General features: G+C 66.7%; 14 protein-coding genes and 1 pseudogene. 8 read left to right on the forward strand and 7 right to left on the reverse strand.

The window, feature by feature from the left end; all coding sequences use genetic code 11:
- Positions 1 to 114 precede the first annotated feature (114 nt).
- The 5 genes from VD964_RS24125 to VD964_RS24145 all read right to left on the reverse strand — a co-directional run bounded on the left by VD964_RS24125 (position 115) and on the right by VD964_RS24145 (position 3,032).
- Positions 115 to 489 (reverse strand): IS630 family transposase, encoded by a 375-nt coding sequence (locus VD964_RS24125; RefSeq protein WP_324871036.1) that lies wholly within the window; start codon positions 487 to 489, stop codon positions 115 to 117.
- A 38-nt stretch (positions 490 to 527) separates the two neighbouring features.
- A complete protein-coding gene (locus tag VD964_RS24130; RefSeq protein WP_324871037.1) occupies positions 528 to 1,040 on the reverse strand; it encodes a winged helix-turn-helix domain-containing protein in 513 nt (170 codons plus the stop codon).
- Positions 1,041 to 1,073: 33 nt separating this feature from the next.
- Positions 1,074 to 1,562: a class I SAM-dependent methyltransferase gene (locus VD964_RS24135; protein WP_324871038.1), complete on the reverse strand. Its 489-nt coding sequence runs from the start codon at positions 1,560 to 1,562 to the stop codon at positions 1,074 to 1,076.
- Between the two features lie 74 nt (positions 1,563 to 1,636).
- Complete coding sequence (locus VD964_RS24140) at positions 1,637 to 2,182, reverse strand: IS6 family transposase (RefSeq protein ID WP_324871039.1); 546 nt, start codon at positions 2,180 to 2,182, stop codon at positions 1,637 to 1,639.
- Positions 2,183 to 2,234: 52 nt separating this feature from the next.
- Positions 2,235 to 3,032, reverse strand: a complete 798-nt coding sequence (locus VD964_RS24145; protein ID WP_324871040.1) for an IS5 family transposase — start codon at positions 3,030 to 3,032, stop codon at positions 2,235 to 2,237.
- A gap of 231 nt (positions 3,033 to 3,263) precedes the next feature.
- On the opposite strand from VD964_RS24145, the pseudogene VD964_RS24150 reads away from it, so the two are divergent.
- Positions 3,264 to 3,977, forward strand: a pseudogene (locus VD964_RS24150) (IS6 family transposase).
- 150 nt (positions 3,978 to 4,127) lie between these two features.
- On the opposite strand, the gene VD964_RS24155 reads toward VD964_RS24150, so the two are convergent.
- The gene (locus tag VD964_RS24155) at positions 4,128 to 5,372 is read right to left on the reverse strand and encodes a plasmid replication protein (protein ID WP_324871041.1); all 1,245 of its coding nucleotides are present in this window, start codon (positions 5,370 to 5,372) and stop codon (positions 4,128 to 4,130) included.
- Positions 5,373 to 6,130: 758 nt separating this feature from the next.
- Between VD964_RS24155 and VD964_RS24160 the strand changes: the two genes are divergently transcribed.
- The 7 genes from VD964_RS24160 (at position 6,131) to VD964_RS24190 (ending at position 12,562) form a co-directional block, all read left to right on the forward strand.
- Positions 6,131 to 6,931: a helix-turn-helix domain-containing protein gene (locus VD964_RS24160; protein ID WP_324871042.1), complete on the forward strand. Its 801-nt coding sequence runs from the start codon at positions 6,131 to 6,133 to the stop codon at positions 6,929 to 6,931.
- Positions 6,932 to 6,942: 11 nt separating this feature from the next.
- A complete protein-coding gene (locus VD964_RS24165; RefSeq protein ID WP_324871043.1) occupies positions 6,943 to 7,572 on the forward strand; it encodes a hypothetical protein in 630 nt (209 codons plus the stop codon).
- Positions 7,573 to 7,720: 148 nt separating this feature from the next.
- Entirely contained in the window at positions 7,721 to 8,740 is a 1,020-nt protein-coding gene (locus VD964_RS24170; RefSeq protein ID WP_324871044.1) for an AAA family ATPase, read from the forward strand.
- Positions 8,733 to 9,656, forward strand: a complete 924-nt coding sequence (locus VD964_RS24175) for a ParB/RepB/Spo0J family partition protein (RefSeq protein WP_324871045.1) — start codon at positions 8,733 to 8,735, stop codon at positions 9,654 to 9,656. The genes VD964_RS24170 and VD964_RS24175 overlap by 8 nt, the downstream gene beginning before the upstream one ends.
- Positions 9,657 to 9,979: 323 nt before the next feature.
- Complete coding sequence (locus VD964_RS24180) at positions 9,980 to 11,038, forward strand: efflux RND transporter periplasmic adaptor subunit (RefSeq protein ID WP_324871046.1); 1,059 nt, start codon at positions 9,980 to 9,982, stop codon at positions 11,036 to 11,038.
- Between the two features lie 52 nt (positions 11,039 to 11,090).
- A complete protein-coding gene (locus tag VD964_RS24185; protein ID WP_324871049.1) occupies positions 11,091 to 11,780 on the forward strand; it encodes an ABC transporter permease in 690 nt (229 codons plus the stop codon).
- Positions 11,774 to 12,562: an IS6 family transposase gene (locus VD964_RS24190; RefSeq protein WP_324871047.1), complete on the forward strand. Its 789-nt coding sequence runs from the start codon at positions 11,774 to 11,776 to the stop codon at positions 12,560 to 12,562. The genes VD964_RS24185 and VD964_RS24190 overlap by 7 nt, the downstream gene beginning before the upstream one ends.
- A gap of 215 nt (positions 12,563 to 12,777) precedes the next feature.
- Here the strand turns inward: VD964_RS24190 and VD964_RS24195 are convergent.
- Positions 12,778 to 13,442 (reverse strand): response regulator (locus VD964_RS24195; RefSeq protein ID WP_324871048.1); only part of this gene is annotated, 665 nt, incomplete at its 5' end.

Genomic DNA, 13,442 nt, shown 5'->3' on the forward strand with positions numbered 1-13,442 from the left:
GTTCCAGCCACTGGATCGCTTCCTGCCTTGAACTGCTCATGATGTCGCGCCATCCAGACGGCCAGAGCATGAAGAGCCTCATGCCCCAGCCGTGGTGTCAACAGAACCGTCGTTTCAGAGGTTCCCTGCCGGTGTGTTTTCCACCGGGTTCAGCTCGGGTGATTTCGGCGGCAAGGGCACGAGGGTGAGATTGGCGGGAACGGCCAGGCTCTTGCTGGCGTGCCAACCGGCGCCGTCGAGGACCATGACGGCGTGGTCGTCCGGGGCCAGGGTGGCGGCGAAGTCGGCGAGGAAGCGGTTCATGGCGGCGGTGGACACCGTCGGCAGGACCAGGGCGAAGCCGTCCCCCGTCTTGGGTTCGACGGCGGCATAGAGGTAAGTCCAGTCGAACCTCTGGTCGCATAGGCCGGGGGGACGCTGGCCCTTCAGCCACCAGCGATGACACAGCCGCCCCTTCTGCCCGAACCGCGCCTCATCCTGGAAAAACACGCGCAGGCGCTTGCCCGGGTGCGCCTCGGCGGCCGCCGTCAGGGCGCTGCGAAGCCCCCTTTTTTGAAGCGCTCCTGCGCTTTGCTCTCGGTTTTCGGGTGAACGGGCCGGGCCTTCTGGCGCGAGAGGCCCAGACGCCCAAGAGTCCGGCCGACGCTGTGCGGATGGAAGGTTTTGCCGAACTTGGCGGCGATCCACACCGCCAGGGCCTCGCAGGTCCACGTGCACACCCCATCCACGGCGGGGTCCGGTCCTTTGAAGACCGCGGCCGCCAAGGCCGCCTGTTCCGCGTCGCTCAGCCACTCCGCCCGGTGTCCCTTCGGCCGGTCGAACAGCCCCGCGACCCCTTCCGTGTTGTAGCGCCGCACCGCGTCCCGCAACGCCTGCCGTTCCATGCCCGCCAAGCGCGCCGCTTCCGCACGGTCCAGCCCATCCAAAGCGTTGGCGATGGCATACGCCCGCGCCGCCGCCCGACCGTTGCCGCACCGCCGTGCCCAGTGCCGCAGTTCCGCCACCGTCATCCCGTCCGCGATCTTCAGGCTTGCCGACATGGTCACCCCCACTCCCGGTGGAGTTTCAGTGAATCATGCTCGCCAGAATTTGGGAATCCCCTGCGGCCCGAGAGTCAGTTCAGGCGCGAGCCGGTATGACATGCTGATCCGGCCATTCGCATTGAGGAGCCCTGCCAAAGATCTCATGGCTGTTCGCCGTTCTTGAATGTCTAAGTGCATCCAAACAGCCGTCAGAAGGATCAGGTCGAAGCGTTCCTTTCGACAATGAAGTTGCTGAAAATCGGGAAGATGGTCATCGATCCATTCGATTGGCTTTTCACCATGAAGGCGCAACCCCTCCTGTCGAAGCGCATCGGTCGGCTCCACAGCAACGACCCTATGGCCGAGCAGGGCAAGCGCTGCGGCGTCGCGACCTGACCCCGCCCCGATGTCGAGGACCCGTGCGGGTGGGGACGGAAAGAGATGCATCACCTCATGGTGAACATCACCAAACGTGATGCTTTCGTATTGTTCGGCCAGTGCCGCCGCGTGGGTGCCGTACCCTTGCGTTCCTTCGATCATCGTTTCTTCGGTGTTGTCAACTTGACCAACCAAGGGCGCAATAAGGACGAGCAGCCCCGCTGCTGGGTCTTTGGTCAGCTAACCTGGGCGAGGCCGGTCACCTCGCGCCAGCCGGCGAGCGCGCGAGCGCGGGCGGCGCGGTACTCGGAAGCAGAGATCAGGTGGCGGCGCAGTTGGAAGTGATTGTGGATCCGGCTGTGGATGGAGAGAAATTGCTGGGCCTGCCGGGAGGATTTGAACCGCTTCATGTGCCGCTCGCGCCGTCGGGTCGGCTGATGCGAGACTTCGCAGCGGTTATTCAGGTATCGGCTTTGCCGATGTTTGCTGCCGAGCTTCATCTCCCTATTCGCTGCCGGGTAGGATTTCAGCTTGCCCGTAACCACGACCCGTGGCGCATAGCGCAGTCCTTTTAGCAATTTGCGGAAGAAACGCTTGGCCGCCTTCGTGTTGCGCCGGCTCTGGACCAGGATGTCCAGCACCACACCGTTCTGGTCAACGGCGCGCCAGAGATAGTGCTGTTTGCCGCGGATGCGGATGAAGACCTCATCCAGGAACCACTTGTCGCCCGGCTTGGGGCGGCGGCGCTTGAGAGCATGTTTGTAGACGTCATGCGTCGACAACCTGAGGCGTGAGCCGCCTCAAGCGCCTGGAGAGGATGGAGATGAAGGCGATCTAGACGAATGCGACTAGGTGCTCCTCCGTCCGCTCGACGATGGTGTTCAATCGGCGGTAGCGGCTGGTCCAGCTGAAGGAGCGCTCCACGACCCAGGCGATTTCGGTGGGAATGAACGCCCCGTCGCGGCCGCGGGCGATCGGCTGAATGGTGATGCCAAGCGCCTCCCCGGCGTTAGCGAGGCGCGCGCCGCGATAGCCGAGATCGCCGATAGCCGGTCCTTGGAACCCGCGTCCGGCGAGTTGGCGCAGCACCGGCACGATTCCCTTGGTGTCGTGCACGTTGGCGGGCGTGGCGTCGATCGCTAACGGGACGCCGTACTTTTCCACGCTGAGATGGATTTTGATGCCGCGGATCTTCTTGCCGCCGTCTACGCCGCGCGCAAAATAGCTCGAAGCGGAGAGGCAGGTCCGGCCGTCGATTACCACCGCGCTCGGTTCCGCCGTATCGCCGCAGGCCAGCCGACACGTGCGGCGCAGCCGGTCGAGCAAGCGGCGCCATAGCCCGAGCCGGGTCCAGCGGGCGAACAGGGTGTACAGCGTGCCAAAGGGCACGCCGGAGAGCTGGCCGATGGCGCGCCATTGCATGCCGCAGAAGCACACGCACCAGATCGCCATGATCGCCTTGCGCAACGCTGCTCCGGTGAGCGCCAGCTTCGGCCCAGAATGGGTCGGGCGACTGCCGTCGGCCGCCATCGCCGCCAACTCGGTCAGAACCTCGTCCACGAAGGCATCAACGTCCGAGAACGCATCCCAGATCGCCGGTGTGGTGCTTGCGGGATGAACGGCCGTGCCCATAAAATGGAGCTCTGATGACTGTTGATGACGCCCACAGCCCTACCAGACCGGCCACCCGGCGCACCACCCCTCTTCAGCTTAAAGTAGCATCCCGCCCAGCACCGGCTAGGACGCGCCCGCTGCAGACAAGTTCTCAATTTCCGCCAATCGGCCGGCAATGCGGGCGGCCTCGCGGCCAAGCACCGTCAAGTTCGGGCTGGCAATGGCGCCTGGGGATGGTATAGGGCCGGGATGACGACGCCCCCCGGCTCGATGTACGCCGGCTACCGTTTCCCTGCCGAGGTGATCAGCTACGCGGTGTACCTGTACTTCCGCTTTCCGCTGAGCCTTCGGATGGTGGAGGAGATGCTGGGGCTGCGTGGTACCACGGTCAGCCATGAAACCGTGCGCCAATGGGGCCTGAAGTTCGGCTGAGAGATCGCCACCCGCATCCGGCAACGGCGCCTTGCGCGCGGCGACAAGTGGTATTTGGATGAAGTCGTGATCAGCATTGCCGGCAAGAAGCACTACCTGTGGCGCGCGGTCGACCGAGACGGCTTTGTTCTCGACGTGCTCGTGCAAAGTCGGCGCGACACGAAGGCGGCCAAGTGTCTGCTGCGCAAGCTGTTGAAGAAGCAGGGTCGGGCGCCGCGGGTGCTGATCACGGATAAGCTGAAGTCCTACGCAGCCGCCAAGAAGGCCCTGAAGCTGCGCTGCGAGCACCGCCAGCACAAGGGCATCAACAACCGGTCCGAGAACAGTCATCATCCGACGCGCCGACGCAAGCGGCAGATGAAGCGCTTCAAGTCACCCCGGCAGGTGCAGCGATTCCTCTCCGTTCACGACCCGATCAACAACCTCGTCCACCTCCGCCGCGACCGTCGCCCCGCTGCCGAGTACCGCACCTTCCGAGCCCAGGCCTTCGCCGTCTGGGCCGAGGTGGCAGGCGTGCCCCTGGCCGCGTAATCACTTCTGTCAACCGGGCATTCCTGGTCATACCGCGCCCGCCACCATCACCGACCCCGACAAATTGACGGGGCCCGCCTATGTCATCCCCGGCGGCCTGACGCGGGAGCTGCGGCCATGACCGGATGGGGCCGTCCCTGCCCCGTCGCCTTACGTCTCCGCGGTGTTTTGGGATACGCCCTGCGTCAATGCGGCCTTCCGACGGCGCCGGGTGTCGGCCAGATCCTTGGCATCGACGCGGACGAAGTTGCCCGGCGCCTGTTCGGCCGCGGTCACACGGGCGATCTCCCGCCGGTTCCAGGCGGACACCCGATGCGCCTCGGCGATCTGGTGGAGGAACAGGTCGGAGGGACGCAGACGGAAGATAATGTCGTCATGCCGCTTGCCGACCTTGACAACCTCGCGCTCGACCTCCGCCAGCGCGCCGACCTTCTTGAGCACGTCGACGATGTCGGAAATCCAGCGGAGCATGTTCGACCAGCGCGCCCATTCCGTCATGCCGCTGTCGCGCATGATCTCCCGGGCGGTGATCTCGATGCTGGAGCGATCCTGGTGATGGCGCTGCAGGAGTGTGAAGGCGACGCGCTTGAACAGCCAGCGCGAGAACGGATTCTCGATGCGCATCAGCCACTCGTAGGAGATGCGCTGCTGCTCGACGCTGCGGATGGTGTTCTCCACCATCCAGTTGAACTGCACGGCGGTCTCGACGTCGGCCCGGCCGTTCTCGTCCGGCGAGCCGCCGGCATTAACGTCATGGTTGCGCATCCACAATTGCGGGAAGACGCTGGAATCGAGGAGCGCGTTCTTCCCGCCCTTCTCCGCGATGACGATGGTCGAGCGGCGCAGGACGAGAAGCGCTTCCTTGAGTTCCGGCAGGCTCAGCGTGTGCTTCACCCGCCGAAGCTCCTGCAGCACCTCGTAGAGGGTGAACTTGAAGACGATAGAATCCTTCTCGCCGGTGGAAAGCCGGGCCTTCTCGGCCGCAAGCCGGCGGATGACCTCCTCGACGACCTGTTCCTTCTCGCCGGGAAAGGTATCGATTTCCTCAATGACCTCGGTGCCGCCGTCCTTCACCCGCCGCTCGATGCGCGCCGGCAGGATCTTGAGCGAATAGGTCTTGTCGTTGAAGACGAACTCGCGCTTCACCTGACGCAGGAAGCGCGGCTTGCCCGCATCGGAGTCGGCAACCTCGCCGGCGCCGACGGAGCGCTTGCGGCCGTTGGAGCGGGCAACGTCGGAGGCGAAGAAGACCCATTTGGGAGCGACATCGTACAAGCCGACGAAATGCGTCGTGCGCTTGGCGTCGTCGGGTTCATCGATCTCGAACAGCGCGAACTGGAGCGGCAGCGCCATCTGCTTCAGGTCGCCCTTTCCGCCCGGATTGTTGCTCGACATCTTGGGGTCTCCAGCCGCGTCTCCAACGACACACGCTATTGGCTCGGACATCCGATGCGCAACGGCGGAATCGGCATGCCGTTCCCGACGCCGGTAGGTGCTGGGTGCAGATCGGTAGGTTTCGGGTGCAGAAGCCTTAGGTCCCGGGTGCCGATGGGTGGGTGCTGGGTGCAGGAAACACCGGACGGGTCCCTCCTGCAATCCGTTCGGCACCCGGCACCTACCGTTTTCCCGCCCGAATCGGGCCGGGATGGCCGCGCAGAATCCGACGCCGGCACCCTGAAGCGCCGGCTCCCCGGCTTCCGAGTTGATCTGCACCCGATGCCTATCCATCGGCACCGGCGCTCGTGCCGACGGCCCCCTCCCGTCCGGCCCGGCGGCCTGGGGGTCGGACAGTCGGTAGGTACCGGGTGCTGATGGAGTCTCCAGCCGTGTTCTTCCCGAAATACCGGTAGGTCGTGGGTGCAGGAACCGGGATCGCGTCAAGCACGACCCGCCCTGGACTCCCAATGCAGCCCCCGTACCGCTATCCGGTAGGCGCTGGGTGCAGGAGGTCCGCTCCGATTCGCAACCGTTCTGCACCCGGCGCCTACCCATTGGCACCCGCGCCCTACCGACCTGCATCCGACGCCTATGCATCTGCACCCGCCACCTACCTGTGGGCGCCGGGTGCAATTTGGCCGATGGCCGTGCCACAGGGAATCCTGCCCACAGATTTGTTGGCCCATGCCGATTGCCCGACCTCGCAGGAGCACCCGATGACCACCCCCCCGACCGACACACCCAGCCACGGGGCCAGCCGCTGGGGCAAGATCCCCGCCTGGTGGCTCGACCACCCCGACCTCGACGCGGACGGGTTCGCGGTCCTGGCCGCGCTCGCCACCTTCGCCGACGAGCAGGGCGTCTGCTGGCCGTCGCAGTCGACGCTCGCCGCCAAACTCAAGCGGTCGCGCCCGACGATCAACCGAATCCTACAGCGACTGGACGACATCGGTCTGGTTGGCATCGAGCACCGCCGCGGCCGCGACGGCTCCCGGCTGTCCTGCCTGTACCGGTTGCGAGTCGAGCGGCACGGGGACATGGCCGCGGCGGACGCGATCCGCCCTGTACCGGCCGAGGACAGGGATGACTCGGTGGTGAACGCCCCCTGTCCGCCTGCGAGTCAGGAACAGCTCCAGTCCGAACAAAATCCGGACTCGCTCGCCACGGGCGGGCGCGGGCCGGCACATGACGTGCCTGTGGATTGGATGCCCAGCGCCGACGATCTGGCCTGGGCCCGCAGCCGCTTCGGCACGGTCGATCTCGGCCGGCATGTCGAGGGCTTCGTCCTGCGCTGCCAGGCCCACGGCTACCGCTACCGTGACATCTCCGCGGCATGGCGCGCATGGCTGGTCCAGGACGCCGCCACCGGCAAGGCACCCGCGGCGAAAACCCGGGCGACCGCGGTCCCGACGGCCGGCCGGACGCGGGACACCGCGGCGGAACAGCGCATCAACGCCTGGATGACCGTCGCGGCCCGGCTCAGGGACGCGAAGCCCGAGCCCCGGTCCCCGTTCTGAGGAGGTTCGCCATGTCCGCTGCCATGTCCGCTGCCGTGATGCCGTTGCCGGAGCGCTCGCCGCTGCCCTTCGACCCCGGCATGCCGCCGGCCGACCGCCACCGGCTGCTCGTCGCGGCCTTGCCGGCCCCACTGCGCGAGATCCTGGCCGCCGGTCGTCTCGAGCACCGCCCGCGCTTCGGCGACGACGGCTTCGAAGGGCTTACGGAGATCTGGTCACCGCCGGCGACCGTCACGGTCCGGCAGGCCGCCATGGCGCAGCGGGCGCTGGACGATCTCGAAGGCTCGGTCCTGGCTCCGGCGGAGCCGGACCGGCTGCTCGGCCGTGTCCTGGCGCTGCTGTCGCATTATCCGGCAAAGGGGCTGACGCCGGAGGTGGAGCAGCTGGTCGCCATGGACTGGGTCGAGGATCTCGGCGAATTCTCGGGCTGGGCGATCGATCAGGCCGCGCGCACATGGCGCCGGACGAAGAAGTGGCGGCCGAGCATCGCCGAGATGCGGGCGCTGTGCGAGGAGGCCTGTGAGAAGGAACGCCGGCTGGCCGAGTGTCTCCGCCGGCTGGCGGCGAAGGGCCCGCGCGTGCCGTCGGTTCCGGGGGTCGGTCGCATGGCCGAACTGCAGGGATTCCGCCGCTTTCCCTGATCTTGCGTCCGGCCGGGTGTGGCCGAAATGACGAAAGTCCGGGCGAGACGCTATCGGGGGCATGGTCAGCCCTCCCGATCCACGTTGACAGGGTGAGTGTCTCACTCTATCCGTGGATCGCTGAACTCAATTGGTTGGGGAGGGGGGTATGCTCGGCGATCAGTTGAAGGCCTACCGCGAGGCTCGCGGGCAGTCGCGGGAGGACTTCGCGGCCTTCCTGAACGAGGGGCTGGACCGCTCCTATGACCGGCAGCGGATCTCTCGCTGGGAGAATGGGGGCGAGCGTATCCCGCAGGCCGTCGTCGCCTTCGTCCGCAAGCACCCGGTGCTTCCCGTCGAGAAGCCGGGTCCGGCGCTCGTCGTGTCGCTGGCGAACCAGAAGGGCGGCGTAGGCAAGACCACCGGCTGCGTCAATGTCGGGCGCATGCTGGCCGACCGCGGCTATTCCGTCGTGCTGGTGGACTCCGACCCCCAGGCCAACGCCGGCATCCATCTCAGCGTGGACGTCGTCGCCTGCGAGGAAGCCGAGAAGACGCTCTATTACGTCCTCAAGGGGGCCGTGAAGGCCGAGGAGTGTCTGGTGGAGACGCGCAACCCGCGCCTGCGGGTATTGCCATCCTCGCTCAAGCTGGCCGAGAGCGAGACCGAACTCGCCGCCCAGCAGTTTTCGCACAACACGTTGCGCAGCCGTCTCGCCGAGCTGCGGCGCAGCGTCGATTTCATTCTGATAGACTGCCCGCCCACGCTAGGGCATCTGGTGACTAACGCTCTGGTGGCCAGCGACACGGTCCTGATCCCCTGCCAGACGCAGCCCCTTGCCTTCATGGGCATGGGCACGCTGCGCAAGCAGATCGACTTCGTGCGCGAACGCGGCAACCCCACCCTTTCGCTGCTCGGCATCGTGCCGACCTTCTATTCCGGCCGCACGACCCAGGACCAGGCCACCCTGAAGGACATGCACGAGACCTATGGGCAGGAGGTTCACATCTTCCCGCCGATCCCCAACACCACACTCTACCCGCAATCCTCTGCCGGCGGCGACGCGCTGGTCGCGTTCAATGCCAAGGCTCCCGGCATCGGCACCTTCGATATGGTGGTGCAGACCTTGATCGGGGAGCGCGACCGTCGCGTGGTTTCGGCCGGCCATGGAGTGACGGCGCATGGCTAAGGGCATTCCGCGCTCCAACATGGGTCTCATCGCCAAAAGCAGCGACCAGACCAGCGCCAACCCGGTGCGGCTCGACAGCAATGCGCTGACCGGCAAGGCGGTGCCCTTCGAGAGGCCCTTCGCCTGCGACATCGGGCTGGTCGTCACCAATCCCGATCAGCCGCGCAAGATCTTCCGGGAAGAGGATCTAGCCTCTCTGGCAGCCTCGCTCGCCAAGCATGGCCTCAAGCAGCCGATCGGCGTGCAGCAGCAGGCCAACGGCGAATATCTCCTGGTGTGGGGTGAGCGGCGCTGGAGAGCCGCCAGGGCGCTCGGCTGGCCGACGATCACCGCGGTGCTGACCGCCGGCGACCCGCTGGAGGTGGCGCTGGTCGAGAATGTCCAGCGCGTCGACCTGTCTCCATTCGAGCAGTCCGATGCCCTGCAGGGACTGAAGGAGCGTCACGGGTACACGGACGAGGCGCTTGCCGGCATCGTTGGCAAGGACCGCAGCATGATCTCCAAACTGCTCCGTCTGCAGTCCCTGCCGGAGGTGATCCGCAAGGAATATGCGGAGCATGAGCCGACGCTCCGCTTTCTCCTCACCCTCACCCGGGCCGCGTCGAAAGCCTCCGCCCTCGCCATGTGGGATCAGTGGAAGAGCGGCGCCGCCGTCGGAAACCCCGACGCGGGCGGGGAGCCGTCGCCGCCGAAGGCTGCAGGCGAGGAAGGCGAGCGCCCCTCGCACAAGCCGGACGAAAAATCCCCGGAGATGGCGCTGAGCGCCCTGCCGCAGCGGGTGTACCGCGTGCTCAGCCGGGCCCAGGAGACCATCGGCGCGATGGTGGAGAGGCCGCGGCCGCTGACTGACGAGGATTGGGAGCGGCTGAAGCGAATGCGGTCGCTGATCGACACCCTGCTGGAACAGCGAAAGTAAGGGAGGGGACTCCGTCCAATGGGAACCGTTCCCATTGGACGGCCCATCCGGTGCGTCACCCCGCTTGGGGAACGGTTCCCATTGCACCGCCCCGCATGTCCAGGAGGTCCCCTTCCCTGGCGGCCGGCGCCTGCATGATCGCGGCGGCGTGCGGCGTTTCGCCCCAACCCGGTCTGTGACTGTCTCACCAACCGATCGGGGCCAAAGGGTACCAGGCGTCCCCTGGAGGAATGGCCGAGGGGAATTCGTTCATGCATCGGTGGCGCTTAGGTCTTGTTCTGATGCTTGCCGCCGGTGCCCCCGCCGCCGGAGGGTGGGCGGCCTTGCTCCGCCCGGTCGCCGTCGCGGTCGCGGCGGTCGAGCATGACGTCGCCATTGAGGCACGCGTGCGCTCGGCGGTCGGGCTGGAGCTCGCCAGCACGGTGACGGAGCTGTTCGCCGACCACGAAGACCGCGTGCCGCAGGGCGCCGTCCTCGCCCGGCTCGACACCCGCCAGCAGGACGACCGCGTCGCCGAAGCGGAGGCCGCACTGGGACAGGCCCGCGCGGCGCGTACCAAGGCGGAGGCCGCGATCCTCAAGGCGACCTCGCTGCTCGACAAGCGTCGGCAGGCCGCCGGGCGGCGGCAAGAGCTGTTGTCCAGGGGCAGCGTGTCGGTCGAGGTGGCGCAGGACAGTGCCACCGACCTGCGCGTCGCCGAAGCGGAGCTGGCGCTGGCGCGATCCGACCTCGCGCTGGCCGACGCCACGGTGGCCGACGCCGAAGCGCGGCTGCGCTACGAATCCGCGCGGCTCGACCGCTACACCCTGGCCGCGCCGTTCGAGGCGCTGGTGATCGCCCGCCACAAGGAGCTGGGGGCCGCCGTCAATCCCGGCGAACCGTTGTTTACCCTGGTCGCGCCGGACAGCGTCTGGGCGCTGGTCCACATCGACGAGGCCTCGGCCGGCGGCCTGACGGAGGGGCAGGCGGCGGCGGTGCGGTTGCGCTCGCTGCCCGGCCGGAGCTTCGCGGCGCGCGTGGTCCGCATCGACCTGGAAAGCGACCGCGTCACCGAAGAGCGGAAGGTCTACCTGAAATGCGGGGACTACCCGTCCCGCCACCACCTTGCCGAACAACTGGAGGCGACCATCGCCGTCGCTTCCCTGCCGCGCGCCGTGCTGGTGCCGCAAGCAGCGGTCGAGCGGTTCGACGGGCGCAGCGGCATGGTATGGACCGTCGAGGACGGCCGGCTCGCCCGGCGGAAACTGAGCTTTGGCCGACGCATGCTGGACGGGCAGCTGGAGGTGACCGGCGGCCTGCCGAACGGCGCGCGGCCGGTCGTCGCCCCGGCGTCCGGCCTGCGCGAGGGCCGGAGCGCCGAACCGCTGGAGACGACGCCATGAACCTCGCACTGCGCGATGTCCGCCACAGTCTCGGCCGGTTCCGCTGACCTGCCTGGGACTCAGCCTTCTGCTGGGGGTCGTACTGTCGATGATCGGCATCTACCGCGGACTGGTGGACGAGGCGCTGACGCTGGCGCGCTCGCCCGGGGGCGATCTGTGGATCGTCGAATCCGGCACCCGGGGACCCTTCGCGGATGCGTCGCGCATCCCTGGCGATCACCGTAACGCGGTGGCCCGACTGGCCGGGGTGGCTGCGGTCGGCTCGCTGACCTTCCAGTCGGTGGCAACGGTTCACCGCGGGCAGACCCTGCGCCTTTACGTCGTCGGCTACGAATTGGGTCGGCTCGGCGAGCCGGGACGCCTTGCCGCCGGCCGGCCGATCACCCGCAGCCATTACGAGATGCTGGCCGACCGCCGCGCCAGGCTGGAGATCGGCGAGCGCTTGCGGCTGGGGCGGGACGTCTACGAGGTGGTCGGTTTGACCGACGGCATCGTCACGTCCGGCGGCGATCCGGTCGTCCACCTGACCCTGCGGGGGTTCCGGCAGCTTTCGCGCCAGCTTGATCGAAACGGCGGGATGAACGTAGAGGGTCACCTCTCTGCACGAAGTGACCGATGCACTGCCCGCACTGCTCGTCGACCGCAACCGCCGAACGTCCGGACCGGACCGCGCACGGCTATCGGCGGTTCCGCTGCCGGGAGTGCGGGCGCCAGTTCAATGAGCGCACAGGCTCGGTGCTGAATCGGCTGCAGGTGCCCACCGACGTGGCCTTCCTCATCGTGCTCTGGCGGCCGCGCCTCAAGCTCAGCTTGCGCGATCTTGCCGAGATCCTGCTGTTGCGCGGCATGGTCTTCTCCCATGAGGCAGTGCGGCAGTGGGAGGCGAAGCTCGCCCCGCTGCTCACCAATGCCTTGCGGCACCGCCGGCGTGGTACTGCGGGGCGCAGTTGGTACGTTGACGAGACCTACCTGAAGGTCGGTGGGCGGTGGTGCTATCTGTACCGGGCGATCGACAGCGATGGCGCCCTGGTCGACGTCTACCTCAGCGAACATCGCGACCAAGTCGCCGCCGTGCGCTTCTTCCGCTCCGCCGTCGAGGTCACCGGCCGCACACCCGACACGATCACGACGGACAAGCACGCTGGCTACGCCCTGCTGTGGGGGCTGAACCCCGGCCATCCCACCGTGCTGCCGACGGCCCTCGACCGCAGCGGCTTTTCCGCCGGCAGCACGGTGGTGGCGAAGCCGCTGCTCGGCCGCGAGGGCAGCAACGTCAGCATCGCCACGCTCGATGCCGCCGGCTTCCCGGTCGGCCAGCCGATCGCCCAGACCGAGGGACTCTATGTCGACGAGGGCTGGGTGTACCAGGCCTTCACGCCGCTGGCGGAGGCCGACGGCAACCACGCGGTCTTCGGCGTCTGGATGGCCGGCGACAAGGCCTGCGGCCTGGGGATTCGCGAGGACCGCGCGCCCACCACCGGCAACACCAGCCGTTTCGTCCCGCATGTGATCGCATCGGCCTGACGACGCGTTTTCAGAAATCGGATCTGCTTGATAGCCTTCTGGCGGCCGATGTCATCAGAACTCCGGAAGCCTTCGCGGGTGCGGTCCGTGCTGGTGCGTGTTCACCGCATGCTGTTGCGCATGGTCCGCTCCGGTCCGGAGACCGCGCGCGCTCCTCATCGCCGCTTGCATCTTCATCCTCGCCGCGAAGGCCGACGAATTATGAAAACCTGACATTATAGGCGGCTGAGCAGTACTGCCATTTGCTCGATGGCAAACGGCTTCACAAGATATCCCAGCGATCCGGCCGCTTGGGCACGGTGTTTTGTACCTGCGTCGGAATGGGCCGTCATAAAGATGGAGGAGATGCCTAGCGTGCGCTGGATCTCCAGGGCAGCGGCGACACCATCGGTGCCCTTGGCCAAGGTAATGTCCATCAGCACCAGATCGGGGCGTTGCGCCGTGGCGGCGGCGACAGCGGCGGGGCCATTGGACACTGTGCCGATGACGTCATGGCCCAGTTCCAAGACCATATCCTCGATATGCATAGCAGTGATGCCCTCGCCCTCAACGATGAGGATGCGCAGGGTGCGTGGGGCAGTGCCCTCTGAACGTTCTGAGCCGGGGCCATCCTCAACCACAGGTGTGTCCGGGGTTGAGTCCCGGCGGTCTGAGCTAGGACCTACGGTCAGTAGACCTTTCATTTGAGTGATGCCATTGATTGAGGTCAAATAATTAGAACGAATGCCACAGCTTCGTTCCCGCGTCACGAGGCAATCTGGTGATGCAAAGTACCGAGGGAAACACCGACCATGAAGAATGTCGACCAGGGTGGAGAGCAGCAGTTCCGGCTTCTCGCTGACAATGCGCCGGTCATGATTTGGCGATCCGACACGAGCAA

Origin of the sequence: Azospirillum sp. (assembly GCF_035628975.1) — a bacterium.
In the GTDB taxonomy this organism is placed as follows: Bacteria; Pseudomonadota; Alphaproteobacteria; order Azospirillales; family Azospirillaceae; genus Azospirillum.